Source organism: Thalassospira sp. A40-3, assembly GCF_015871485.1.
Taxonomy (GTDB): domain Bacteria; phylum Pseudomonadota; class Alphaproteobacteria; order Rhodospirillales; family Thalassospiraceae; genus Thalassospira; species Thalassospira tepidiphila.
Genome location: NZ_CP065428.1, coordinates 2,944,560 through 2,968,581, shown reverse-complemented (window position 1 = coordinate 2,968,581; position 24,022 = coordinate 2,944,560). Strand labels below are relative to the sequence as shown.

At 54.5% G+C, this 24,022-nt stretch carries 21 protein-coding genes; 14 read left to right on the top strand and 7 right to left on the bottom strand.

The genetic code is table 11. The features are described 5' to 3' along the window. The first annotated feature begins 170 nt into the window (after positions 1-170). On the top strand, positions 171-1,763 hold the full coding sequence (locus IT893_RS13700) for a type IV secretory system conjugative DNA transfer family protein (protein WP_197145492.1): 1,593 nt from the start codon (positions 171-173) through the stop codon (positions 1,761-1,763). Between the two features lie 9 nt (positions 1,764-1,772). Here the strand turns inward: IT893_RS13700 and IT893_RS13695 are convergent, their stop codons facing one another. Beyond that, positions 1,773-2,543: an MOSC domain-containing protein gene (locus IT893_RS13695; RefSeq protein WP_197145491.1), complete on the bottom strand. Its 771-nt coding sequence runs from the start codon at positions 2,541-2,543 to the stop codon at positions 1,773-1,775. 373 nt (positions 2,544-2,916) lie between these two features. Here IT893_RS13695 and clpB point away from each other — a divergent pair, with 373 nt between their 5' ends. Then, complete coding sequence (gene clpB, locus IT893_RS13690; protein ID WP_197145490.1) at positions 2,917-5,508, top strand: ATP-dependent chaperone ClpB; 2,592 nt, start codon at positions 2,917-2,919, stop codon at positions 5,506-5,508. Positions 5,509-5,633: 125 nt separating this feature from the next. Next, on the top strand, positions 5,634-6,437 hold the full coding sequence (locus IT893_RS13685; protein ID WP_252723957.1) for a DUF4197 domain-containing protein: 804 nt from the start codon (positions 5,634-5,636) through the stop codon (positions 6,435-6,437). A gap of 10 nt (positions 6,438-6,447) precedes the next feature. On the opposite strand, the gene IT893_RS13680 is transcribed toward IT893_RS13685, so the two are convergent. Together IT893_RS13680 and IT893_RS13675 are read right to left on the bottom strand one after the other, a co-directional pair. Further along, positions 6,448-6,870 carry an ATP-binding protein gene (locus tag IT893_RS13680; RefSeq protein WP_197145488.1) on the bottom strand — a complete coding sequence of 141 codons (423 nt, stop codon included), beginning with the start codon at positions 6,868-6,870 and terminating at the stop codon, positions 6,448-6,450. Between the two features lie 27 nt (positions 6,871-6,897). Beyond that, positions 6,898-8,718: a long-chain fatty acid--CoA ligase gene (locus IT893_RS13675; protein WP_197145487.1), complete on the bottom strand. Its 1,821-nt coding sequence runs from the start codon at positions 8,716-8,718 to the stop codon at positions 6,898-6,900. Positions 8,719-9,135: 417 nt separating this feature from the next. On the opposite strand from IT893_RS13675, the gene IT893_RS13670 reads away from it, so the two are divergent. The 7 genes from IT893_RS13670 to IT893_RS13640 all read left to right on the top strand — a co-directional run bounded on the left by IT893_RS13670 (position 9,136) and on the right by IT893_RS13640 (position 17,670). After that, positions 9,136-10,911 (top strand): M3 family oligoendopeptidase, encoded by a 1,776-nt coding sequence (locus IT893_RS13670; RefSeq protein WP_064779479.1) that lies wholly within the window; start codon positions 9,136-9,138, stop codon positions 10,909-10,911. Between the two features lies 1 nt (position 10,912). After that, positions 10,913-12,292, top strand: coding sequence for an AarF/ABC1/UbiB kinase family protein (locus IT893_RS13665; protein WP_197145486.1), 1,380 nt, complete (start codon positions 10,913-10,915; stop codon positions 12,290-12,292). Between the two features lie 771 nt (positions 12,293-13,063). Beyond that, the gene (locus tag IT893_RS13660) at positions 13,064-14,227 is read left to right on the top strand and encodes a Re/Si-specific NAD(P)(+) transhydrogenase subunit alpha (protein ID WP_008891681.1); all 1,164 of its coding nucleotides are present in this window, start codon (positions 13,064-13,066) and stop codon (positions 14,225-14,227) included. Continuing rightward, the gene (locus IT893_RS13655) at positions 14,220-14,651 is read left to right on the top strand and encodes an NAD(P) transhydrogenase subunit alpha (RefSeq protein WP_197145485.1); all 432 of its coding nucleotides are present in this window, start codon (positions 14,220-14,222) and stop codon (positions 14,649-14,651) included. The genes IT893_RS13660 and IT893_RS13655 overlap by 8 nt, the downstream gene beginning before the upstream one ends. Positions 14,652-14,663: 12 nt before the next feature. Further along, the gene (locus IT893_RS13650; RefSeq protein WP_063088968.1) at positions 14,664-16,061 is read left to right on the top strand and encodes an NAD(P)(+) transhydrogenase (Re/Si-specific) subunit beta; all 1,398 of its coding nucleotides are present in this window, start codon (positions 14,664-14,666) and stop codon (positions 16,059-16,061) included. A 119-nt stretch (positions 16,062-16,180) separates the two neighbouring features. Next, the gene (locus tag IT893_RS13645; RefSeq protein WP_197145484.1) at positions 16,181-16,768 is read left to right on the top strand and encodes a hypothetical protein; all 588 of its coding nucleotides are present in this window, start codon (positions 16,181-16,183) and stop codon (positions 16,766-16,768) included. A gap of 137 nt (positions 16,769-16,905) precedes the next feature. Beyond that, positions 16,906-17,670: an SDR family oxidoreductase gene (locus IT893_RS13640; protein WP_197145483.1), complete on the top strand. Its 765-nt coding sequence runs from the start codon at positions 16,906-16,908 to the stop codon at positions 17,668-17,670. A 153-nt stretch (positions 17,671-17,823) separates the two neighbouring features. Here the strand turns inward: IT893_RS13640 and rpsU are convergent, their stop codons facing one another. Continuing rightward, positions 17,824-18,027: a 30S ribosomal protein S21 gene (gene rpsU / locus IT893_RS13635; RefSeq protein WP_008891676.1), complete on the bottom strand. Its 204-nt coding sequence runs from the start codon at positions 18,025-18,027 to the stop codon at positions 17,824-17,826. A 361-nt stretch (positions 18,028-18,388) separates the two neighbouring features. Here rpsU and IT893_RS13630 point away from each other — a divergent pair, with 361 nt between their 5' ends. Genes IT893_RS13630 through IT893_RS13615 form a run of 4 tightly spaced genes read left to right on the top strand, consistent with a single transcriptional unit; the run spans position 18,389 to position 21,360 of the window. Next, positions 18,389-18,802, top strand: coding sequence for a hypothetical protein (locus IT893_RS13630; RefSeq protein ID WP_197145482.1), 414 nt, complete (start codon positions 18,389-18,391; stop codon positions 18,800-18,802). Further along, positions 18,795-20,027, top strand: coding sequence for an HlyD family secretion protein (locus tag IT893_RS13625; RefSeq protein ID WP_063088975.1), 1,233 nt, complete (start codon positions 18,795-18,797; stop codon positions 20,025-20,027). Before IT893_RS13630 ends, IT893_RS13625 begins: the two co-directional genes overlap by 8 nt. A 52-nt stretch (positions 20,028-20,079) precedes the next feature. Next, positions 20,080-20,664: a peptide deformylase gene (def, locus tag IT893_RS13620; RefSeq protein ID WP_197145481.1), complete on the top strand. Its 585-nt coding sequence runs from the start codon at positions 20,080-20,082 to the stop codon at positions 20,662-20,664. Then, entirely contained in the window at positions 20,665-21,360 is a 696-nt protein-coding gene (locus IT893_RS13615) for a COQ9 family protein (RefSeq protein ID WP_063088977.1), read from the top strand. A gap of 112 nt (positions 21,361-21,472) precedes the next feature. Here IT893_RS13615 and IT893_RS13610 read toward each other — a convergent pair whose 3' ends face one another. The 3 genes from IT893_RS13610 to purE form a co-directional block, all read right to left on the bottom strand. Next, positions 21,473-22,153, bottom strand: coding sequence for a thermonuclease family protein (locus tag IT893_RS13610; protein ID WP_197145480.1), 681 nt, complete (start codon positions 22,151-22,153; stop codon positions 21,473-21,475). Positions 22,154-22,332: 179 nt separating this feature from the next. After that, positions 22,333-23,418, bottom strand: coding sequence for a 5-(carboxyamino)imidazole ribonucleotide synthase (locus IT893_RS13605; RefSeq protein WP_197145479.1), 1,086 nt, complete (start codon positions 23,416-23,418; stop codon positions 22,333-22,335). Positions 23,419-23,521: 103 nt separating this feature from the next. Beyond that, a complete protein-coding gene (gene purE / locus IT893_RS13600; protein WP_008891667.1) occupies positions 23,522-24,022 on the bottom strand; it encodes a 5-(carboxyamino)imidazole ribonucleotide mutase in 501 nt (166 codons plus the stop codon).

Here is a 24,022-nt window from a genome sequence, read left to right as displayed (position 1 = left end):
GCTTTAAGGGTCATAAAACTGTATAAGCATATAATTGAGCATCTCGTGCAACCTTCGATTATTTTTCGCGCGGGTGCAGGGACAAATCATCAATAAAACCGTGGAAGCAAGATCGGGATAAAAGAACCGGCATCTTTTCACGGTGCAGGCGCATTCGTGGGGAGTGATAGATGGGGACTGGCTTATTTCGGGTCGTCATGGTTTTGCTGTGGGCTCTTGGCGGTATGGTTATCGCCCTTGGGCTGTTTAACGGTGATTACGAGTTGGCCCTTTTGGGGGCTGTCTGTTTCATCGTCCCGATGTTCATTCCGCTGGTTGTCATCATCCTGAACCGAATGAAGCCATCATCATCGTCCAAATCACAAAAGAAGAAACTGGGCGGAAAAGGGACTGGTGGTCGTGGTGAGGGTGCGTGGGCCACTCTTGAAGACCTTAACGGTCGCAAGCTGCTTGAAAGCAATCCGTCCTTCGTTCTGGGGCGTTGGGGCGAGGACAAGCGCCTGATCGGGGCCAAGGGTCTTAAGCGGGTGATTACCTTTTCGACCAAACCCGAAGAATTCTATCGCGCCTCGGCAGAGCCAAACGCGCTTTTGCATACCGGTAATCTGTTTGTATATGAACGGCATGGCAGCATTTTTCGCGCCATTCATGATCGCCGTACCAAGCTTGGACAAAGACTGATTGTCATTGATCCGCACAAACAAACCGGCGTCGAAACCCAACAGTTCAATCCGTTCGATTTCATCCGCCAGCAGGGGGAAGGAATGATCACGGATACCGGCTTTATCGCCGATACGCTTTTGGCGCCGGTATTTGTCAAGGAACTCGATGAACAGGAAGTCCGTATTGCACGGACGTTGTTGCAGGGCTTTATCGTTTACACGATCCAGCGCAGCGCCAAGGAAGACCGCAACCTTGCCGAGGTACGCCGCAACCTGATCATGCCATCGCACCGGTTCTACAAAACCCTTGAAGAACTGATGGGGATTGAGTCTGCGGATGGCCGCATATCCGAGGTCGCGCTGAATATCCTCGATATGACTGAAGATCAGCGGATGAAGATCATCGAGGCCTGCCGTGCCGCCACCGAAGAATTCGACAATCCGCAAATCGCACGTCTGGTCAGCAAAAGCAGCTTCACACTTGAAGACATCAACAGTGGCCCGGTTTCGATCTTTATCGTTGGTCAGCTTGGCGGTGATAACCCGGAAGTTCAGCCATCCTTCAGCCGCGTGATGCTGACAGGTATGATGAACCTGCTTAATCAGCGTGGCTGGAAGTCGGGCGATCCTGAATTCCTGGTTTTGTTGGATGGGATCGAAAATGTTGGCCGGATGCCCTTGTTCGAGCGGCTTCTGGGCGGTGGATACGGCGAGGGGATGATCGTCTGGCCGGGGTTCTCAGGTGTCAGTGGCCTGATGGATGTTTGCCTGAACTGGGAAAATGTCGTTGGCCGGGTGGACGCGATTTCGGTTCTGAGTCAGGAAGGGGCGTTTAACCTGGATTGGGTTTCGGGCCTGACCGCAATGTCGAAATTTGATGACACCGGCGGCGGCAAGGATACCAGCCGTCCGGTGCATTTACGGTCCCAAGATAATCAGCCCATCCTGCGATCAGCCGAAGTGGCGCGCTTCCCCAAGGAAGAACAGATATTGTTCCGCAAGGGATGCCCGCCCATTCGTGCGCACCGCATTGATTGGTATCATGACGAGATGTTCAAGGGCATCGCCGTACACGCCCCGACATTCAATTCCGGCAACTGATAACGGCCCTTAGGCGACGGTCACGGTCAGCTTGTCACCCGGTGTGATCATGCCGTCTTCAAGCGCTTCGATGTAAATCCCCATATAAAGGTGGTTTACCCCTTTGCGCAGCATCTGTGGCACATTGATATCGGAAATCGCCGTGTCGGGATTAACGCTTGTTGCCTTGCAGCGCGTGATCGGGTGGACAACGCGGAACGACACATCATTGATCTTGATGATTTTGTCTTCGTTCCATTCAAGCTCTTTCCACGGCTCCAGCCCATCAATCAACAGGTTGCCGCGAAAACGCATCGGATCGATTTCGCTTTGCACTATGCGCGACCCGAAATCACGGATCGATGCCAGGTTCAGCAGCGATATGTAAGGTTCCTTCATGTCGCCGAAATTCGTATCGGGGACTGAATAGATTTTCGGCGTGCCGGCGATCTCGTTTTTCAGAAACGCCTTTAGGAAATCCTCAACCACGGTGCGGCCCATGCTATCGTCCAGCTTGCCTTTGCAGATGGCGCGGCCATTTCGAAGGATGGTCAGGGTGCAGGTGGCGTCGTCATATTCGGTGCCGATTTCAGCAAGCTTTGGCGTGTTGACCAATTGCAGGAAGTTGCTTTTGCGGGCCCATTCATGAACGCCTTCCTGTCCGACAGATGATTGGGTTGCAATCACAAAGCGACGATCATCGGTAATCATGTGGTGTGCGCTGATTTTTGCCTGTTTAAGGTCAACACCGCGCATTCCCTTGACCGGGTATCTTTTGATGGCTTTGAGTTCGATCGTCATGATCATTATTCCTGTATGGCGCTTTGGCATGCCGGAAAAACGGGACGAATGGCATGTCAGGTTTGTTTATTCGGGCGACGTTAGAACGTTGTTTTGCCAAGGGCAACCCCGAAGGGACTGGCTGGCAATGTCATTAGTTCAGTATCCTCATATGATATCTAGAATAATGACAGAAAGTTGTGCTGCGGTGCACAAATAATTCTTGCAACTTTTGTAGGGGTATATGGTTGCAAACACGCTAGACTGAGACATATCAATGTTGTCGCTGTCGAAATAATCTATAATTTTAGAATTCGGTAATGACACCAATGCCGTGGACGCTTCCAAGAAGGTCCAAATCGTTTGAATACTGTTGGCTCAAGGAGTGACAGGAATGGAATTTGAAAACTTTACGGATCGGTCAAAAGGTTTTCTGCAATCAGCGCAGTCGCTTGCGTTGCGTGAAAACCATCAGCAATTTGTCCCGATTCATCTGCTTAAGGTGCTGCTTGACGACGAAGAAGGTCTGGCAGCCAATCTGATCAAGGCATCCGGCGGTAAGCCCAAACTTGCCCAGGAACGGTGCGCGCAGGAACTGGCGAAATTGCCAAAGGTTTCCGGCGGCAATGGTCAGATTTATCTTTCATCTGAATTTGCCCGTCTGATTGATCAGGCACAGGAAGTCGCCAAAAAAGCCGGTGACAGCTTTGTCACGGCTGAACGGCTGCTTCTGACCATTGCACTTGATCCGAAATCAACCGCGGGCAAGGTGCTTGCAGATGCCGGTGTTACGGCACAGGCGCTGAACGGTGCGATCAATGACATTCGCAAGGGCCGCACGGCCGATAGTGCGGGGGCCGAAAATCAGTATGAGGCGCTTAAGAAATATGCCCGTGACCTGACCGAGGCCGCGCGCGAAGGTAAACTTGATCCGGTCATTGGTCGTGATGAGGAAATCCGTCGTGCGGTGCAGGTTCTGTCACGCCGGACCAAGAACAACCCGGTTCTGATTGGTGAGCCCGGGGTTGGTAAAACCGCAATTGCCGAAGGTCTGGCACTGCGTATCGTCAAGGGTGACGTTCCCGAAACGCTTAAGGACAAGAAGCTTCTGTCGCTTGACCTTGGTGCGTTGATTGCCGGTGCAAAATTCCGCGGTGAATTTGAAGAACGCCTGAAAGCGGTGCTGAGCGAGATTGAATCAGAGGCCGGTCAGGTCGTTCTGTTTATCGACGAACTGCATACGCTTGTCGGTGCTGGTAAGGCCGAAGGATCGATGGATGCATCGAACCTTCTAAAACCGGCTTTGGCCCGCGGCGAGCTGCACTGTGTGGGTGCGACGACCCTTGATGAATACCGTAAACATATCGAAAAGGACGCGGCGCTTGCCCGTCGTTTCCAGCCGGTATTTGTCAGCGAGCCGTCGGTTTCCGACACGGTATCGATCCTGCGCGGGATCAAGGACAAGTACGAGCTTCATCACGGGGTTCGCATTGCCGATGCCGCACTGGTCGCAGCCGCAACGCTTTCGAACCGATACATCACGGATCGGTTCCTGCCTGACAAGGCAATCGATTTGATGGACGAAGCATCGTCGCGTCTGCGTATGGAGCTTGATTCCAAGCCAGAGGAAATCGACGAACTGGATCGCCGGATCATCCAGCTCAAGATCGAGCGTGAAGCGCTCAAGAAAGAGCAGGATAGCGCATCCAAAGACCGTCTTGGCCGTCTGGAAAAGGAACTGGCAGAGCTGGAAGGCAAATCGGCTGAGCTGACCGCGAAGTGGGAAGCCCAGAAGAAAGAACTTGCCGCATCGACCCACATCAAGGAACAGCTTGATCAGGCCCGTGGTGAACTTGAACGTGCGATGCGCGATGGCAAGCTTGATCGTGCCGGACAGCTTCAATACGAAGAAATCCCGGCCCTTCAGGCACTGCTTGAAAAGGCGGAAAACGATCCGTCGCGTGGCATCAAGGAAGAAGCGGTTACCGAAAAACACATCGCGTCCGTGGTTTCGCGCTGGACCGGTATTCCGGTCGACAAGATGCTCGAGGGTGAGCGTGAAAAGCTTCTTGAAATGGAAGACACGCTGCGCAAACGGGTTGTCGGTCAGGATGATGCCGTTCGATCAATCTCGAACGCGGTGCGCCGTGCGCGGGCTGGCTTGCAGGATCCAAACCGACCGATCGGTTCGTTCCTGTTCCTTGGTCCGACGGGTGTTGGTAAAACCGAGCTGACCAAGGCCCTTGCCCAGTTCCTGTTTGATGATGAACAGGCCATGGTGCGGATTGATATGTCCGAATTCATGGAAAAGCATGCGGTGGCCCGCCTGATCGGTGCGCCTCCGGGCTATGTTGGCTATGAGGAAGGCGGTTCGCTGACCGAGGCGGTACGTCGTCGTCCGTATCAGGTTGTCCTGTTTGACGAGGTCGAAAAGGCACATCCCGATGTGTTCAACGTCCTTCTGCAGGTTCTTGATGAAGGCCGCCTGACCGATGGGCAGGGCCGGGTTGTGGATTTCCGCAATACGCTGATTATTCTGACCTCGAACCTGGGCGGGGAAATCCTTGCCAATCAGGAACCGGGTCACGACAGCGGCGAAGTCCGGGCCCAGGTCATGGAAATCGTTCGGGCATCGTTCCGTCCGGAATTCCTCAACCGTCTGGATGAAACGATTCTGTTCCATCGTTTGCATCGCGATCAGATGAGCAAGATTGTCGATATCCAGCTTGGTCGCCTTGATAAGTTGCTGGTTGATCGCAAGATCACCCTGAAACTTGATGATGCCGCCAAGGACTGGTTGTCTGAGAAGGGCTATGACCCGGTTTATGGGGCCCGTCCGCTCAAACGCGTGATCCAGCGTTATCTGCAGAACCCGCTGGCGATGCAGATCCTCGAAGGCGGGATCAAGGATGGTGACACCGTTCCGGTCTCGACCGAGGCCAATGACCTTTTGCTCAATGGTAAAAAGGTCGAGGTTGTTGAATAAGGTCGCCTGATACCTCACATGCAAAACCCCGGTTGGTTAACCGGGGTTTTGTCTTTTTCGGGCCATGTTTTTTGGCCATTGTCTTGTTTGCTGATACACAACAATCAAAAACCGCAGGGTCGCAGATGCGCAAACGCAATTCCGATTTCCTTTTTAAAACCGGTGCAGTGGCACTTGTCATGGGTGTTATGGCTGCCGGTACAATCGTTCCCGCAAATGCCCAGTCGTTTTTTGACAAGGCCAAAGAAGCCCTTGGCGATGCGATGAATTCATCGGGATCGGCAAGCACGTCCGGTGGTTCTGGTTCTGGCGTTTCCGCGCTTTCATCGGACACGGTCGAGCAGGGCTTGAAACAGGCACTTGATATGGGTGTTGAATTGGTCACCGACCAACTTGGCGCGGTTGACGGTTTTAACGCCGACCCGGTTGCGCATATTCCATTGCCCGACGAAGTTCAGACCGCGCAGAAATTGTTAAGCGCGGCGGGGCTTGGCAGTTATGCCGATGAAATCGAATTGCGCATGAACCGCGCGGCTGAACAGACCATGCAGGATGCTGGCGATATCTTGGTCAATGCGGTGCGCCAGATGACGGTCGCCGATGCCAAGGGCATTTTGCAGGGCCCGGATGATGCCGCGACCCAATATCTGCGCCGCGTGTCGGGAACTGATATCGAAGGGCGTCTACGGCCAGTGATAACCGATGCGTTGTCCGACACCGGGGCGTTATCGCTGTATGATCAGATGCTGGGACAATATGACCAGCTACCGTTTGTGCCGGATCTAAAAGCATCGCTGACGGATCACGCAACCGCCAAGGCGATGGATGGTTTATTCCATTATATCGCCGTGCAGGAAGCCGATATCCGAAGCGACCCGACGCGTTGGACCACGGATATCCTCAAAAAGGTCTTCTCAACCGTAAACTAGGGGCGCGCGCCTAGCGGTACTTTTCCGGCAACGGTTCCCAGCGATCGCGCATATCTGCAAGGGTTTCGTCGGGCACCATATGGATGCTGCCGAAACGGCCATGGCATTCGACAATCTGCAACAGAATGTCGTGCTTTTCCGCCATGTCGATATAGGCCTTCATTTCCCAGAAGCGGGTGAAGGTGTTGGACACAACAACGTCATATCCCTCCGACAGGGCGTTATGGCATTCGGCTTCGCAGCGGGCGTGGGTTTGCGACAGGCGGGTGCCGTCAAACTCGTAAAACCCTTCATGGTCGACCATGAACATGTCGGCTTCCAGATGAACGGCACCGGTCGCCTGACAAAGATTTCTGGCCAGTGTCGATTTGCCTGATCCGGGAAGGCCCCGGACCAGGGTGAGGGTTTGTTTGATTTCTTTGGGGCGGGTCATCGTCAATCTGGTCTGTGGTTTGTCTTATTATTGGCCGCTGCGTTTACGCTGATAAAGGCCATCAAGCTGCTTGGCATAGGCTTCGCGGATTTTGTGGCGACGAATTTTCATCGACGGCGTCAGCATCTCGTTGTCGATGGTAAAGGCTGCTTCGGCAAACATGAAGCTGCGTACCTTTTCAATCGTCGACAGGCGTTGATTGACGTGATCAATCGCAGTGCGGATGACTTTGCGGAATTCTTCGTTTTTGCCAAGGACTTCAATATCATTTGATAGCCCGTTATCGCGGGCAAATTCGCGCATGAAGTCTTCGTCCGGCCAGACAACCGCCACCAGATAGGGTTTGTCATCGCCATAGACCATTGCCTGCGAGATTTCAGTTTCAAGCGTCATCAGGCCTTCGATCCGCTGCGGCGAGATATTGTCGCCACCGGAATTGACGATGATATCCTTCTTGCGATCCGTGATCATCAGGCTGCCCTGTTCATCGAATTTGCCGATGTCACCGGTATGCAGCCAGCCATCAATGATGGCTGCGGCCGTCACGTCAGGCAGGTTCCAGTAGCCTTTCATCATGCTTTCGCCGCGCAGCAGGATTTCACCATCTTCGGCGATTTTGACCTCGGCCCCCACCATCGGCGGGCCGACTGTGCGCAGTTTGTTGTTTTCAGCACGGTTGCACGAAACCACCGGGGCAAATTCGGTCTGGCCATAGCCCTGCAGAATGCGAATGCCGCATGACACAAACAGAACGCCCAGTTCATAGTTCAGGGGGCCACCGCCCGAAACCATGGCCTTGATCCGGCCGCCAAAACGCTGGCGCAGCTTGCGACGCAGAAGGAGTTCGCAGACAAAGTTCTGAAGCTTTTCTAGAAGGTTAAGCCGTTCGCCTTCGTAATTCTTGCGTCCCAGACGCAGGGTCAGGTTAAACAGCTTTTGCTTGATGCCGCCTTCCTTTTCGACCATGCGGCTCATGCGCTGATAGAGCATCTCATACAGGCGCGGCACAGCCGTCATGATGGTCGGGCGGACTTCGGCCAGGTTGGCGGCCAGTTTATCAAGCCCCTCGGCATAATAGATCTGGGCATCAATACTGATCGGGAAGTAAAGCCCCGCAGTATGTTCATAGGAATGCGACAGCGGCAGGAAGGACAGGAAGATTTCCTCGTCAATGCCAAGGGTTTCGATGATGTCAAACGCCCCCATGCAGTTCGACAAGATCGCCCCATGGCTTAGCATCACACCCTTGGGCGAGCCGCCCGTGCCGGATGTATAAATCAGGCAGGCAAGATCATCGCGCTTGATCTTGGAAACCCAGGCATCAACGTCATGGGTCAGGCCGCGCCCCTTGGCAATCAGATCGTCCCAACGTGAAATGGTGATATCACCAACAAAGCTTTGGCCCCATTCTTCCATCATGATCGCATGGCGGCAGCGCCCGCTATCAAGGGCGGCGTGCAGGAAGGGCTGGGCGAGTTTCTTGGTCGAGATGATGGCAATCGCCGCACCACTGTCCTCGATCGCGTGAAGGTGGTCGCGCTCGGTATTGGTGGTGTAGGCCGGAACGGTCATTGCGCCAACGCACATGATGGCAAGATCGGCTATGCCCCATTCGGTGCGGTTTTCCGACACCAGCAAAACCCGGTCCCCGGGACGTACGCCAATGTCATAAAGCGCACGTGCAAGGGCCCGGACCTGATCGGCGGCCTCTTGCCAGGAGGTGGGGACAAATTCCTTGCCTTCCGGGTCCTTGGTCCAAAGAAACGGCGTATCGCCATGTTTCTTTGCCTTGTCGAAAAACATGGTCGGCAAGTTTTGCCAGTCGGCATAATCCTGCAAACTCGTCATGACGTTTCCTTGCCTCACTTTTTGATCCCGGGAACGGGCAATCTTTGCGCTGCCCTGATGGGGACGTTCCAATAAACCTTATACCTGCACAACGGCCGCGCAGATTGGAATAAACGAACGTTCCAAGATGAATTTGTTATCAGGGATTGCACAATTGCGCAGCCTGAAAATGACATTTTAAAGTCCGAATTGTCACCGATATCACAGCAACGTGCGTTTCAATGCCTTGTTCCGGCGCAAGTGTACTGCAAATTGCAGTTTGTTTGGGCTGGATATGGCTTTGCGGTTGTCGATGGTGCAAGGAACGATATGATCGAGCCAGCAATTTGAAACCGTATCTGTCAACAGGTCTGGTGCTATGGCTTTGACAGGCTATATATCGGGTCAGGATGATCAAAGAGACTGTCTGGAGGACAAATGAACGCGATCAACAAGAATTTGCCGACCTGGGATCTGACCGATCTCTATAACGATCTGAAAGACCCGAATATTCGGCGCGATCTTGATGATGCCAAAAGCCGCTCTCAGGCGTTTCAGAAAAGCTATCAGGGCAAACTTAACGACCTGACCGGTGATGAACTGGCAGCCGCCATTGTCGAATATGAAGCCATCAGCGAAATTTGCGGCAAGATCGGCTCGTTCGCCCAGCTTAAATATGCCGGCGATAGCTCGGACGCAGCCATTGGCCAGTTCTATCAGTTCGTTCAGGAAGAAATGACCGGCATTTCCAGCCTGTCGCTGTTCTTTGGTCTTGAGATTAACCGGATCGAAGAAGCATCGCTCGATGCGAAATACGAACAAAGCGAAGCGCTGCGTCGTTATCGCCCGTGGTTGGATGAAAACCGTGCCTTCCGCCCGCATCAGCTGTCGGATGAGGTCGAGCAGGTCCTGCATGAACGCCGCGTTGCCGGATCAGCCGCATGGGTGCGCCTGTTTGATCAGACCATGGCAGAGCTCCGCTTCCCGATTGATGGCGAAGAACTGACCATGTCAGATGCCGCCAACATGCTGTCATCAAGCAAGGTCGAAGATCGCAAGAAAGCCGCGAAATCCATTGGCGACGTTCTGGGCAAGAACATCAAGCTTCTGGCGCACATCACCAATACCCTTGCCAAGGACAAGGAAATTGATGATCGCCTGCGCAAATTCCCAACCCCGGTATCATCGCGCAACCTGTCCAACCAAGTTGAGGACGAGGTTGTTGATGCGCTCAATACCGCCGTTAAAAACAGCCATGCCGATCTGTCGCATCGCTATTACCGTCTGAAGGCGAAATGGTTCGGCGTCGATCAGCTTGATTACTGGGATCGCAATGCGCCGCTACCTGATGATGATGATCGTCAGATCGACTGGGATACTGCGCGTTCGACTGTTCTTAAGGCCTATGGCGAATTTTCGCCGGAACTGGCAGAAGTCGGTCAGAAATTCTTTGATAATCCGTGGATCGATGTGCCGCCGCGTGCGGGCAAGTCATCGGGTGCCTTTGCCCATCCGACCGTGCCGTCAGCACATCCGTACCTGCTTTTGAACTATCACGGCAAGACGCGTGATGTGATGACGCTTGCCCATGAGCTTGGCCATGGTGTGCATCAGGTGCTGGCGGCAGAGCAGGGCTATTTCCTGTCTGATACGCCGCTGACCCTTGCGGAGACGGCATCGGTGTTTGGTGAAATGCTGACTTTCCAGTCGATGCTGCGTTCGGAAAGTGATCCGAAGATGAAGCGCATCATGCTGGCTGGCAAGGTCGAGGATATGCTCAACACCGTCGTGCGTCAGATCGCGTTCTTTGAATTCGAAAAGCGCGTCCATGAAAAGCGCCGCGAAGGTGAATTGACCGTCGATGAGATCTGCGAGATCTGGATTGCCGTACAGCATGAAAGCCTGGGCGATGCCATCCGTTATGAAGACGAATACAAGTACTACTGGTCTTATATTCCGCACTTCATCCATTCGCCGTTCTATGTCTATGCCTATGCCTTTGGCGATTGCCTGGTGAACTCGCTTTATGACGTTTATCAGGGTGCCGAAGACGGCTTCCAGCAGAAGTATCTTGATATGCTGAAGGCCGGGGGCACCAAACGGCACAAGGAACTTCTGGCACCGTTCGGACTTGATGCATCGGACCCGGCCTTCTGGCAGCGGGGCCTTAATATGATCAAACGCATGATCGACGAACTGGAGGAGCTTTCCTGATATGAGTGATAACGACGATGATTATACCGCCGCAAACGAGGAAAACAGGTTTGGCGGGCGGGTTCGTCGTTATGCACGGGTGGGCGCATCGGCCAGCAAACTGGCCGCGCGCCTTGCCACCGGAAAAATGTTCGGCGGCGAGATTGATCACGCCAAATACGCCGCCGAACTGACCTCGGCCCTTGGCGGGCTCAAGGGCCCGCTGATGAAGGTCGCCCAGATATTATCCACCATCCCCGATGCCCTGCCCAAGGAATATACCCAGGCCCTGGCCGAACTTCAGGCCGATGCACCTAGCATGGGCTGGCTGTTTGTCAAACGCCGCATGCGAAGCGAACTGGGGGCGGGATGGCAATCGAAATTCACCGAATTCAGCCACGACGCCGTGGCGGCAGCGTCACTTGGGCAGGTGCACAAGGCAACACTGCCCGATGGGCGTGATGTGGCGTGCAAGCTGCAATACCCGGATATGTCGGCAACGGTTGAGGCCGACCTTAAGCAACTGCGCGCGGCTTTTGCGATCTATAAGCGCTATGACAGCGCGATTGATGCGCAAAACATTCAGGAAGAACTCACCGCCCGCCTGCGCGAAGAACTCGACTATGAGCGTGAAGCCACGCATATGCGCCTTTATCGCCATATGCTGGCCGATGTAGATTGCGTTCATGTGCCCGAACCGGTTGATGAGCTGACCACCAAGCGGCTTTTGACCATGACCTGGCAAACCGGGCAGAAGTTCAAACACTTCCTTGAAAGCGATCCCGATCAGGATGCGCGCAATCAGGTGGCGCTTAATATGTTTCGCGCCTGGTATGTGCCGTTTTACCGTTATGGCGTGATCCATGGCGATCCGCATCTCGGTAATTACACCCTGCGGGATGACCTTTCGGTCAATCTTCTGGATTTCGGCTGTATCCGCATTTTCAAGCCCGATTTCGTCAGGGCGGTGATTACGCTTTATGAAGCCCTTCGTGACGAGGACGAGGAAAAGGCTGTTTCAGCCTATGAAAGCTGGGGTTTTGAAAATCCATCACGCGAACTGATTGATGTGCTGAATATCTGGGCCAGCTTTGTGTATGGCCCGATCCTGGATGACCGCGAACGCAAGATGGGTGAAACCAACTCTGTCGCCTATGGCGCAGAGGTCGCGGGCAAGGTTCATCAGGAACTCCGCCGTGTCGGCGGTGTCAAACCACCCCGCGAGTTCGTTCTGGTTGACCGCGCAGCCGTCGGGCTTGGCGCGGTGTTCCTGCGTCTTGATGCAGAGGTGAATTGGTATCGCCTGTTTAACGATCTTGTCGGCGATTTTGACGTGGCAAAACTTGAAGCCCGTCAAAAAGATGCACTGGCCCAGATCGGTTTGGAACGCCCCGACCAATAAGGCGCGCCAGGCGCATTCACCAACATATCCGGACCCAAGCGAGTCGGGTTTTCAATGCAGAGTCGAGTGCCCGTTTGGGCAAACTGCGCGATGGAAAATCCGATTTTTGATGTCTGATCCGGTTTGGTTTCCCAAAAATCGAGAATATTTTTGCGAACCTTTTTGCGTTTGCAACGTTCCCTATTGCGTGCCCATTTGGGAATAAATGAAGACTTGGGCGTTTATTTGTAAGATAATATTCACTTACAACGTGAGGCGAAAACAGGGGAAACTGCCAAAAATCAACGTTCTATTGTGTGACGATCCGGATCAGGACCTGTTCCATAATGGAAATGAAATGTGCGAATTTCCGCACATAATGGATTTTTCGATATATTAACTGATATAAAGTTAAAGTGATTTTTTGTCGGTTTTTCGGATTGTGGTTGCGGATCAGAAATCGCATCTTGCTTTCAACGCAGACATGCAGGGCGTCATTGATTGTTTGTCCTGAGCACCAATGGCGGGTGGGACCTGATATGTCAGCAAGGTTTTTTCCTTGTAATGCGTGGTGGGAAAGTGGGCGGTTTCTTCTGCGATTGCTGAAGAACCGCCTTTTTCTTTTTCGGGCCGCTTTAGGTGTAGGTGTGCTGGCCCGGATGATTTGAACTGGACAAGGGTTGCCCGGTGATCGGTCCAAAAGGAACGCGAAATGACGTTCTGGAACCGGTTGCTTTGAATGAAGACGGATTGTCAAACTGACCAATCATTTAGGGAAGGAGGTCAAACGCGATGAAACTGGCCGTTCCAAAGGAAATATGGCCCGGGGAAAAGCGCGTTGCCGTCACGCCAGAGACCGTAAAAAAGCTTAAGGCTCTGGGGTTTGACGTTGCAATCGAGGCTGGCGCCGGAATAGACGCCGCCATACCGGATGATCGCTTTGTCGATGCTGGTGCAACCATTGCCAAAACAATGAAAACCACCGTGAAGGATGCCGATGTCATCTTCAAGGTGCGCCCACCTGTCATTGACGGCAAAACCAACGAATTAACCGCCTATAAAAAGGGGGCCGCCGTTGTGGCCCTGCTTGAGCCCTATGATCGCAAGGACCTGATCGAGGCGATGGCAAAGGCCGGTGTTGATGGCTATTCGATGGAACTGATGCCGCGTATTTCACGCGCACAGTCGATGGATGTGCTGTCCTCGCAATCCAACCTGGCGGGCTATCGCGCCGTTCTGGATGCCGCCCATGAATTTGGCCGCATCTATCCGATGATGATGACGGCGGCGGGCACACTTGCACCTGCACGCGTTGTTGTTGTCGGGGCCGGTGTTGCCGGCCTTCAGGCGATTGCAACGGCCAAGCGCCTTGGTGCCGTTGTCTCGGCATTTGATGTACGCCCGGCGGTCAAGGAACAGGTTCAATCGCTTGGCGGGACCTTTATTGAAGTCGAAGACGACACGGCATCTGATGCCGAAACTTCCGGTGGCTACGCCAAGGAAATGTCGGACGACTACAAGAAAAAACAGGCTGAAAAGCTGAAAGAGGTTCTGACCAAAACCGACATCGTCATTACCACGGCCCTTATTCCGGGCCGTCCGGCACCGGAAATCGTCACCGCCGATATGGTGGCGGGCATGAAACCGGGCTCGGTCATTATTGACCTGGCGGCTGAGCGTGGTGGCAACGTTGCCGGTGTGAAGCTTGGTGAAACGGTGATGACCGATAATGGCGTCAAGCTGATTGGTCCTGCCAACATCACCAGTTCCGTCGCAACCGATGCAACGGCGATGTATGCCAAGAACCTTTTGAACTTCATCACCCTTTCTGTCGATAAGGACAAAGGCACGCTGTCGTTTAATGGCGAGGACCAGATCATCGCCGAGACGCGCCTGACCCATGATGGAAAGGTCGTTCATCCGAAATTCGGCGGGGAGGAGGTCGCAAATGGCTGATCAATCCGTAGCCCAGAATGCAAATGAACTCCGCGATGCCGCCCTTGGCCTTGCGGAAAAGGCCGCAAAGCTTGCCGATAGTCTGGCAAGTGGTGCGTCCGATGCCGCTGGCACGGCCGCGGTTGCGGTACAGGGATCAGGCGTCGGCCCGACGGTTCTTGGCCTGACCGTTTTCGTCTTGGCCTGCTTTGTTGGCTATTACGTCGTGTGGAAAGTTACCCCGGCCCTTCATTCACCCCTGATGGCTGTGACCAACGCCATTTCGTCGGTGATTATCGTCGGTGCGCTTCTGGCAGCAGGCCCGGTGGAGATGAACTTCTCCAAAATGATGGGCTTCATTGCGGTGGTGTTGGCCTCGGTCAACATTTTTGGTGGCTTCATCGTCGCCCAGCGCATGCTGCATATGTTCAAGAAAAAGAAGTAGGGGGAACACACAATGTCGGAAAACCTATCGGCTTTCCTGTATCTGGTGGCCTCGGTCTGCTTCATTCTTTCGTTGCGCGGACTTTCGTCACCTGAATCGGCCCGGACCGGGAACATCCTTGGCATGGTGGGTATGGCAATTGCCATCTTTACCACGTTGGCAAGCCCGGCTGTGCTGTCATACACAACCATCATCGTCGGTATTCTGATCGGTGGTGCGATTGGTACGGTCATCGCGCTTAAGATCCAGATGACCGCCCTGCCACAGCTTGTTGCGGCCTTCCACTCACTGGTTGGTCTGGCGGCGGTGTTTGTCGCCGGTGCTGCCCTTTATTCGCCGGGTGCCTATGGCATCGGAACGGCGGGCAATATCGGTGCGGCCAGCCTGATTGAAATGGGCCTTGGTGTTGCGATTGGTGCGATTACCTTCACGGGATCCTTGATCGCGTTTGGTAAGTTGCAGGGCATCGTTTCAGGCACGCCTGTCCGGTTCAAGGGGCAGCATATGCTTAACCTTGCCATCGGGATTGCCATTGTTGTCTTCGGCGTCATCCTGGTGGTGACCGAAAGCCATACCGCATTCTGGATCCTTGTTGCACTCGCCCTTGTTTTGGGTGTTACGCTGATCATTCCGATTGGCGGGGCAGACATGCCGGTCGTTGTTTCCATGCTGAACTCATACTCGGGTTGGGCGGCATGTGGCATCGGCTTTACGCTTCAGAACAGTGCGCTGATCATTACCGGTGCGCTTGTCGGCGCGTCGGGTGCGATCCTGTCCTACATCATGTGCAAGGGCATGAACCGCTCGATCTTCAATGTCATCTTTGGTGGCTTTGGCGCAGAGGGCGAAGCAGCCGCCGGTGCAGGCGGTGATGGTGATCGTTCGGTCAAATCCGGATCGGCCGATGATGCCTCCTTCATCATGAAGAACGCATCGAGCGTCATCATCGTGCCGGGCTATGGCATGGCCGTCGCACAGGCACAGCATGCGCTTCGTGAAATGGCCGATATCCTTAAAGCCGAGGGTGTCAAAGTCCGCTACGCCATCCATCCGGTGGCCGGACGTATGCCGGGTCATATGAACGTGCTTCTGGCCGAGGCCAGCGTGCCCTATGACGACGTGCTGGAAATGGAAGAAATCAACCGTGATTTCGGATCGGCTGACGTTGCCTTCGTGATTGGTGCAAACGACATCACCAACCCGGCAGCTAAAACCGACCCGGCAAGCCCGATCTTCGGCATGCCGATCCTTGAAGTCGAAAAGGCCAAAACGGTCCTGTTCGTCAAACGCGGCATGTCAGCCGGTTACGCTGGCATCCAGAACGAACTGTTCTTCAAGGACAACACCATGATGTTGTTCGGCGATGCCAAAAAGATGTGCGAAGAAATCGTCATGCATCTCGACAACTGATCAAACCATCCGGTTTGAAACGACAAAAGGCGGCTCCCATGGGGCCGCCTTTTTTTCGGCGCTACAACGTCTTATAGTTCTGTCATGCTTCGCCCTGAAGTTTTGGTTCGGAAGGTCGCATGTTTCGGTTGGTAAGGGTTTCTCTGCTTTTGGTGGTTGTGCTTGCTGTGGCGCTGGTGGCGTCCATGGGGCTGACGATCCTGACCTATGTCCGGCTGACGGCCGAGGAGCCGATTGCAAAGATGTATTTCGAGCCGATTGAGGAGGATTTGTTCGAGGCGCATCTGGCGGCGGGTGAAGGCGGGGATGTCGGCATCTTTGAGATTTATGGTGATCAGTGGCGGATTGATGCGGAGTTCATTAAACTCAAACCCTGGGCCAATGTGATGGGCATGGATGCCCGCTATAAGCTGGTGCGCTTTGAGGGGCGCTATAGCGATATCAATGATGAAAACACCAAGCCGAAGATGGCCTACGATCTGGGGCAGGGCGATGCGCTGGATCTGATGAATTATCTGGCGGAATGGAATTTCCTGGTCGATGCCGAATATGGCAGTTCGACCTTTACCGATATCAGGCAAGATACGCTTTATACCGTCTATCGCACCCAGTCGGGCATCATTGTGCGGTCTGAGCCGATACCTGATCCGATTGGCTATGAGCCGACGATGATGGATGACGTCCGGGCGTGGGTATCGGGTAACTGATACATCCGGGTTTCTGCGAGACACGAACGTGAGGTCCGAAACCGGCGAGCAACACTGGGCTCTGCCCCATATCCTTTTGCCATCGTTAACCGCACCGCTCGCTCAACTGGGCCGGTGCCAGATGGATTGGATAGATCATGTTGCTTGAAGACAAGGTTGTTATCATCACCGGCGCAAGTTCCGGGATCGGCGCCGCATCGGCCAAACTGTTTGCCCGGGAAGGGGCAAAGCTTGTGCTTGCGGCGCGCTCGGAAGACCGGCTTGATCAGGTTGTAACGGAAATCAATGGGGCAGGCGGCAAGGCATTTGCCCTTGCCGGGGATGTCTGCGACGAGGCGTTTGCCAAGGCATTGGTTGATGCCGCGATTGGTGAATATGGCGGGCTTGATGTGGGGTTCAACAATGTCGGAACCCTCGGATCACCCGGTGCGCTGAGCGATATTGATGTTGGGGAGTGGGAGAAAACCATTCGAACCAATCTGACTTCAGCCATGTTCGGGGCGAAATACCAGATGCCCGCAATTGCCAAACGCGGCGGCGGATCGGTTATTTTTACCTCTACCTTTGTTGGGCATACCATTGGCCTGCAGGGCATGACGGCCTATGCGGCAAGTAAAATGGGCCTGATCGGGATGGCGCAATGTCTGGCCGTGGAATATGGCGGCGCCAATGTGCGGGTAAATGCGTTGTTGCCGGGCGGGACTGATACCCCGATGGCGGCAAGCTTTGCCAATGATCCGGAAGCACGGGCAATGGTGGAAAAGTTCCATGCGCTCGGCCGGATCGCCGCACCAGACGAAATTGCCAAGGCGGCATTGTTTCTGGCATCTGATCATTCAAGCTTTGTTACCGGCTCGGCCATGCTGGCCGATGGTGGCAACTCGATCTGCAAGGCCGCTTGATCAATTCTTGATCAGGTCATGATTGCGGCCAAGGCCTAGAAAAAACCAAACCCGCCCGGATTGCTCCGAGGCGGGCTTGGCGCACGGGTCCGAATTTAGCAAGCTAAATTCGATCGTACAGTCACGTTCGAGATACCCCGAAAGTGAAAAAGACTAGAAGCCTTCGCGCTCGATGCGCTTACGCTCCAGCTTGCGGGCACGACGGATTGCTTCCGCCCCTTCGCGAGCTTTCTTCTCCGACGGCTTTTCAAAGTGGCGACGGAGTTTCATCTCACGGAAAATGCCCTCGCGCTGCATCTTTTTCTTAAGCGCTTTCAGAGCCTGATCGACATTGTTGTCGCGAACGATTACCTGCACGGAAACCACGCTCCTTTCAAAAAAACAAAAACACCCGGAGTGCGGAATGCCCCCCGGTTGGATTTACGGTCAAACTGACCGTGGGCTGTATATAGTGCAAATCTGGCAAAAAGAAAAGAGGGAAGGGGATATTCGCCTTGGGCGTTTATTGGCCGCGTTTTGGCGAACCCTTTGGGCAATTACCGGGTTTTCCTGTTTGGTTGCTTTAAAACCATGTGGCGATAACCATATGGTAGAAATGCATTAAAGGTTGTTATAATGCTTTGAGATAACAACATCTATTACCTGATCCTGATCGGGTACATGATCTGGTTTCCCCGGGGTTCCGGGCGGGATATGCAAACAGCTCGGAGGATGGGAAATGGAAGGTGGTTTGCGCGAAACGGCGATTGCACATGCGCCGTTTTTTGTTACTGCCCCCGGTGAAACAGATGTTTTATTCACCATTGTTGTGTGGTTCGTGGTGCTGGCGGTGTTCGGTGCTGGGGCGCTTTATCTTAGCCTGCATGCACTCCCCGAACGGATGGCCCATCACGCCAACCATACGCAAATCCAGCTGATCAGTATCCTGACCCTTCTGGCATTGTTTACCCATAACAACCTGTTCTGGTTGGCTGCCCTTGTGATTGCGGTGGTTCAGGTGCCGGATTTCTATAGTCCGCTCCAGTCGATTGCCCAGTCTGTCAAGGCAATGGCGCGCAACAAGGGGGCTGTCGACGACTCGCCCGGTGCGTCAGAGCCAGTAACGACGCAGGAGAATGCCAAAGATGTTTGAGCTTCTTTTGTGTTCGCTGTTCACCATCCTGCCCGATTACCTGTTCCGCCGTTACAAGCAGGGCAAACGCATCGGCAAGGAAATCACCCTGTTTTCCGTCTGGTATGAGCTGCGCTATGGCATTGTTGGCTGTGCGATCCTGACGATCACGCTTATTGCGACTATTTTCTATTTCCATCCGTCGACCATGAATGTGTCGTCATTTTTCAGAACCGTGACGATCCTGCCGGAAAAGGGCGGGCGCGTGGTCGAGATTTATGTCGATAACGATCAGGTCGTCGCGGGCGGTGATCCGCTGTTTCGCATTGATAACCGGGTTGAACGCGAAGCCGTCGCCATGGCCGAGCAACGCATTGCCGAAATCCGCGCCCAGATGGATGTCACCCGTGCTGACCTTGCCGTCGCCGAGGGCAATGTTGAACAGGCCCGCGGTGCCTATAATCAGGTGCGCGACGAGCTTGAAGTCAAAGCCGATCTTTTGTCGCGCGGAAACAATGCGGTTTCGCGCCGCGAGGTCGAACGCCTGGAAGTGTCGCTGACAACCCGGCAAGGCGGGCTGAACGCCGCCCTTGCAAGCATGACGGTGATTGAAACCAAGCTTCAAAGCCTTCTTCCGGCGCAGCTTGCCAATGCGCAAGCGGCACTAAGGTCGGCAGAGGCGGAGCTTTCCAAAACCGTGGTACGTGCCGGTGTGGCCGGAAAGATCCAGCAATTTGCCCTGCAAGTTGGTGATTATGTCAGTCCGGTCCTGCGCCCGGCGGGAATCCTGATCCCGGAAAAGGACGGGGAAACGATCTATCAGGCGGGCTTTGCCCAGATCGCAACACAGGTGGTCAAGCCTGGTGTGATCACCGAGGTCACCTGTGCGTCATTGCCGTTTGAAATCATCCCGATGGTGGTAACTGACGTGCAGCCGGTCATTGCTGCTGGCCAATTCCGGCCAACAGACCAGTTGCTTGATATCACTGATCGCGCAAGGCCGGGCACCTTCCTGGCCAAGATGGTGCCGCTTTATCCGGAAACGATCCGTGATGTGCCGCTTGGCAGTAAATGTGTCGCCAATGCCTATACCAACACCCATGATCAGCTTGAAGATCCTGATATCGGAACGGGGCGGTGGCTATTTTTGCACATGGTGCAAACAGTGGGTGCCGTGCATGCCATCCTGTTGCGCGTGCAGGCATTGATTTGGCCGATCCAGACTCTGGTCTTTGCGGGACACTAGGGGCAGGGCATTAGGACTTTACAGCCGGTCGTTTTTGGTTGGATATAGGGCCATGTCGATCCTTAAAATTGCCCGGATGGGCCACCCGGTTCTGCGCCGCGTTGCAGACCGTGTCGAAGACCCGCTTGATCCCGAAATTCAGCGCCTGATTGCTGATATGAAGGACACCATGAAGGATGCCGGGGGCGTTGGCCTTGCGGCACCACAGGTGTTTCAGTCCTTGGCGATCATGGTTTATTACGTGCCGGCCCTTCGCAAAAGCGACGATCCCGACGATGGCGAGGTGCCCTTAAGTGTCCTGATCAACCCGGAAATCGAGCCGATTGGTGATGAAATCGTTGATGGCTGGGAAGGGTGTTTGTCGATCCCGGGCCTTCAGGGTGTGGTGCCGCGATGGAACAAAATCCGTTACCGCGGGTTAAATGAGAAGGGCGAAGATGTGGAACGCACCGCTGGTGGTTTCCATGCCCGCGTGGTTCAGCACGAATATGATCATTTGATCGGGGTGATGTATCCCGAACGTATGGAAGATATGTCGTTGCTCGGTTTTAACGAGGAATTGCGCGAAAACCCGCCCGAGACTACCTTTAGGCAGTCGGTTGCGACCGACGCCGGATCTGATGACGAGGAGGCCTGAATGTCTGTTACTGAAAGCATGACCCGTCTGCAAGCCCAGCGCGAAGCACTGGTCGAGGCAGCCCTTGAACATGTGCCGTTCGATGGCTGGACCAAACAGGCACTTCATGCCGGGGCAGAAGACCTTGATCTTGCTCCGGGCGAGGTCGATCGTTTGCTTCCCAATGGCATTCGTCAGGCCATCGTTACGTATGTCGAGATGACTGACCGCAAAATGATCGCGGCGCTTGATGAAAAGGGCCTTGAGAACCTGAAAATTCGTGACCGCATCGCAACCGCGGTCAAAACCCGCCTTGAGCTGGTTGAGGGGCAAAAGGACACTGTTCGTGCGGCTCTTGCCTTTATGACCCTGCCGCAAAATGCCGCCCTTGGTCTGAAACTGACCCATGGGACGGTGGATGCGATGTGGGTGGCAGCCGGTGATACCTCGACCGATCATAACTGGTACACCAAGCGCATGTTGCTGGCTGGTGTCTATGGATCAACGCTTGCCTATTGGCTGGATGACACGTCCGAAGGCCACGCCGATAGTTGGGCCTTCCTGGATCGCCGGATTGGCAATGTCATGCAGATCCCGAAAATCACCGCCAAGATTGGCAAGGCTGGCAAGTTTGCCGCCGCACCCTTCAAGATGGGGGCCAAGATTGCGCGTTGCATGCCAACGCCCGGCCGGATGCGCCGCCAGTTTGGTGGCTGACAGATAGCCCTGCTAAAAGTCCGCTGAATACAAAAACGCCACCGTGCATTGTGCCGGTGGCGTTTTGAGTTTTGAGGGAAGGAAACTTTGCGGACGCAGTGATGCGGCCTGATCAGAAGGTATTGGTCAGGAAGCTTAGAAGCGTCATGTCGGGTTTGTTGGCTTCTTCCATTTCAGATGCCAGATCAATCTCGATCGGGTTTTCCGGGCGCTGTGGTTCAAACTCATCCTCAATCAGGGTCTTAAGAGCGTTGGTGTCATCGGCTTCCTGAAGGTCATATTTTGCCGGCTTGGCGGCAAGGGCGACCAGTTCGGACGGCGGGGTGCCCATCCAGATGCCCTTTTTGTTGTCCTTGGCGAACTGCTGATCGCGCAGATAGGTGGTGCAGCTCGGATGGGTGTCGCAGCTGACCATATCGACCATCGCCCAACCGGCGCGCAGGATCAGACGGTTCAGATCGACCTGACCCATCTGGCATTCGGTCAACATCGGGAACAGTTGAACGTCCGAGACCTGCTGACATTTGATCGCATAGTTTTCGATGATGCGATCAAGCGCCTGGGCCGCCGCCGCCCCGCACTGGAATTCGACCGAACCGGCCCGGCAGATCATGCCGGGTTTTGGCGCGCGAATGCCAAACAGTTCGACAATCAGAATGCCAAAGCGCAGCTTGTCGCCTTCGATCACATCCGGGAAGCCTGCGGCCCCCGGTGTAGCTGTGGCTTGGTTCGTGCGGCTTTCGACAGCAATCAGGCCAAGGGTCAGTGAAAGAATGATCAGAAGTTTTTTCATCACATGTCATCCGTAAAGAGTTTCCTGCCCCTTCAACAGCAAACCGGATGCCAATCAACTGGGCATAAAATGCCAGCCGGGTGATGTTTTGTGTAACGTTATGAATCACATACGAAAAAGCCCCGGACGCACTTGGTATCCGGGGCAATTTCTTGTTTTGCTTGGACGTCGGGGACGCCTTACTTTGGCAGAACCCAGGTCACATGGCCCATCTTGCGGCCGGGCTTTGCTTCGGCCTTGCCGTAAAGGTGCAGTTTGGCATTTGGCTCGGTCAAAATTGCCTGCCAGTCATTGATGTCGTCACCCAAAAGGTTCTTCATGCGCGCCTTGGAATGATGGGTCGGATCGCCCAGCGGCAGGCCGCAAACAGCGCGGATGAACTGTTCGAACTGACTGGTGATGCAGGCATCAATCGTCCAGTGACCGGAATTGTGCGGACGCGGGGCGACTTCATTGACCAAAATGTCACCATCGGTCGTGACAAACATTTCAACCGCCAGAAGCCCGACAAATTCCATCGCGCTGACCAGCCTGATCGCGATGTCTTCGGCCTTTTTCGAAAGATCGTCTGCGATTTCCGCCGGGGCAACGGTGACGTCAAGGATGTGATTGGTATGCACGTTCTCGACCGGGCAGAAACATGCGGTGTCGCCTTTTACGCCACGGGCAACGATCACGGAAATTTCGCGCTCGAACGAGATGAAGCCTTCAAGGATGGCCTCGGCTCCGCCCATTTCAGACCAGGCTTCGGCAAGGTCGGTATCAGCGGCAATCTTGACCTGTCCCTTGCCGTCATAGCCAAGTTCGGTGGTTTTCAGAACCGACGGACGGCCAAGCTTGGCAACGGCGGCCTCAAGATCAGCAAGGGATCGAACCGCCTCAAACGGCGCGGTGCCAATACCATGATCATTGCAAAACGTTTTCTCGCGCAGGCGGTTTTGCGAAATATGCAGGCATTTCCAGCCCGGACGAACCGGCACAAGATCCGCCAGCAGTTTGACGCTGTCGTGCGGGACGTTTTCAAATTCAAACGTCACAACATCGACATCCTCGGCAAAGGCGCGCAGTGCATCAAGGTCGCTGTAATCGGCAACGGTCGCCTTGGCGCAGACCTGTTCGGTCGGGCTATCGGCACCCGGGCCAAACACATGGACCTTATAGCCGAGCTCCGCCGCACAGAAGGCTGCCATACGGCCAAGCTGACCGTTGCCCATAATGCCAATGGTGCTGCCCGGGGCGATGATGCGCGTGTCGAAATCCGTCATGTATTCCTCGATCAAAACTCGCCCATCTGTCGGGCAATCGTCAAATCTGGTGCAATCAAACAAAAACGCGCCCCGTCGGGGGCGCCTTTTTCAGATCAGGAGATCAGGGTGCCGGGTCGACCGGCTCGTCTGCGACCGATGCGGTCTGGGCTGCGCGCCAGTCATCAAGGCGGGCGGCAAGGCCATCATCCATCAGCGCCATTATTTCGGCTGCCATCAAACCGGCATTTTTGGCACCGGCAGAACCAATGGCAAGGGTGCCAACCGGAACGCCGCCCGGCATCTGAACGATGGAAAGCAGGCTATCAAGGCCCTTAAGGGTACGGCTTTGAACCGGAACACCCAGAACCGGAAGCGGGGTCATGGCAGCTGCCATGCCCGGAAGGTGGGCCGCCCCGCCGGCACCGGCGATAATGACCTTAAGGCCGCGCGACTTTGCCGTTTTGGCATAGTCATACAGGCGATCAGGCGTGCGATGGGCGGAGACGATCTTGGTCTCGTACGCGACGTTCAACGCATCAAGGACATCTGCTGCATTTTTCATGGTTTCCCAGTCTGACTGGCTTCCCATGATAATGCCGATGACCGGGGTTTGATCGCTCAT

Coding starts and splice junctions, on each gene's coding strand:
- IT893_RS13700 (WP_197145492.1), top strand. CDS start 171: ATGGGGACTGGCTTATTTCGGGTCGTCATGGTTTTGCTGTGGGCTCTT.
- IT893_RS13695 (WP_197145491.1), bottom strand. CDS start 2,543: ATGACGATCGAACTCAAAGCCATCAAAAGATACCCGGTCAAGGGAATG.
- clpB (WP_197145490.1), top strand. CDS start 2,917: ATGGAATTTGAAAACTTTACGGATCGGTCAAAAGGTTTTCTGCAATCA.
- IT893_RS13685 (WP_252723957.1), top strand. CDS start 5,634: ATGCGCAAACGCAATTCCGATTTCCTTTTTAAAACCGGTGCAGTGGCA.
- IT893_RS13680 (WP_197145488.1), bottom strand. CDS start 6,870: ATGACCCGCCCCAAAGAAATCAAACAAACCCTCACCCTGGTCCGGGGC.
- IT893_RS13675 (WP_197145487.1), bottom strand. CDS start 8,718: ATGACGAGTTTGCAGGATTATGCCGACTGGCAAAACTTGCCGACCATG.
- IT893_RS13670 (WP_064779479.1), top strand. CDS start 9,136: ATGAACGCGATCAACAAGAATTTGCCGACCTGGGATCTGACCGATCTC.
- IT893_RS13665 (WP_197145486.1), top strand. CDS start 10,913: ATGAGTGATAACGACGATGATTATACCGCCGCAAACGAGGAAAACAGG.
- IT893_RS13660 (WP_008891681.1), top strand. CDS start 13,064: ATGAAACTGGCCGTTCCAAAGGAAATATGGCCCGGGGAAAAGCGCGTT.
- IT893_RS13655 (WP_197145485.1), top strand. CDS start 14,220: ATGGCTGATCAATCCGTAGCCCAGAATGCAAATGAACTCCGCGATGCC.
- IT893_RS13650 (WP_063088968.1), top strand. CDS start 14,664: ATGTCGGAAAACCTATCGGCTTTCCTGTATCTGGTGGCCTCGGTCTGC.
- IT893_RS13645 (WP_197145484.1), top strand. CDS start 16,181: ATGTTTCGGTTGGTAAGGGTTTCTCTGCTTTTGGTGGTTGTGCTTGCT.
- IT893_RS13640 (WP_197145483.1), top strand. CDS start 16,906: ATGTTGCTTGAAGACAAGGTTGTTATCATCACCGGCGCAAGTTCCGGG.
- IT893_RS13630 (WP_197145482.1), top strand. CDS start 18,389: ATGGAAGGTGGTTTGCGCGAAACGGCGATTGCACATGCGCCGTTTTTT.
- IT893_RS13625 (WP_063088975.1), top strand. CDS start 18,795: ATGTTTGAGCTTCTTTTGTGTTCGCTGTTCACCATCCTGCCCGATTAC.
- def (WP_197145481.1), top strand. CDS start 20,080: ATGTCGATCCTTAAAATTGCCCGGATGGGCCACCCGGTTCTGCGCCGC.
- IT893_RS13615 (WP_063088977.1), top strand. CDS start 20,665: ATGTCTGTTACTGAAAGCATGACCCGTCTGCAAGCCCAGCGCGAAGCA.
- IT893_RS13610 (WP_197145480.1), bottom strand. CDS start 22,153: ATGAAAAAACTTCTGATCATTCTTTCACTGACCCTTGGCCTGATTGCT.
- IT893_RS13605 (WP_197145479.1), bottom strand. CDS start 23,418: ATGACGGATTTCGACACGCGCATCATCGCCCCGGGCAGCACCATTGGC.
- purE (WP_008891667.1), bottom strand. CDS start 24,022: ATGAGCGATCAAACCCCGGTCATCGGCATTATCATGGGAAGCCAGTCA.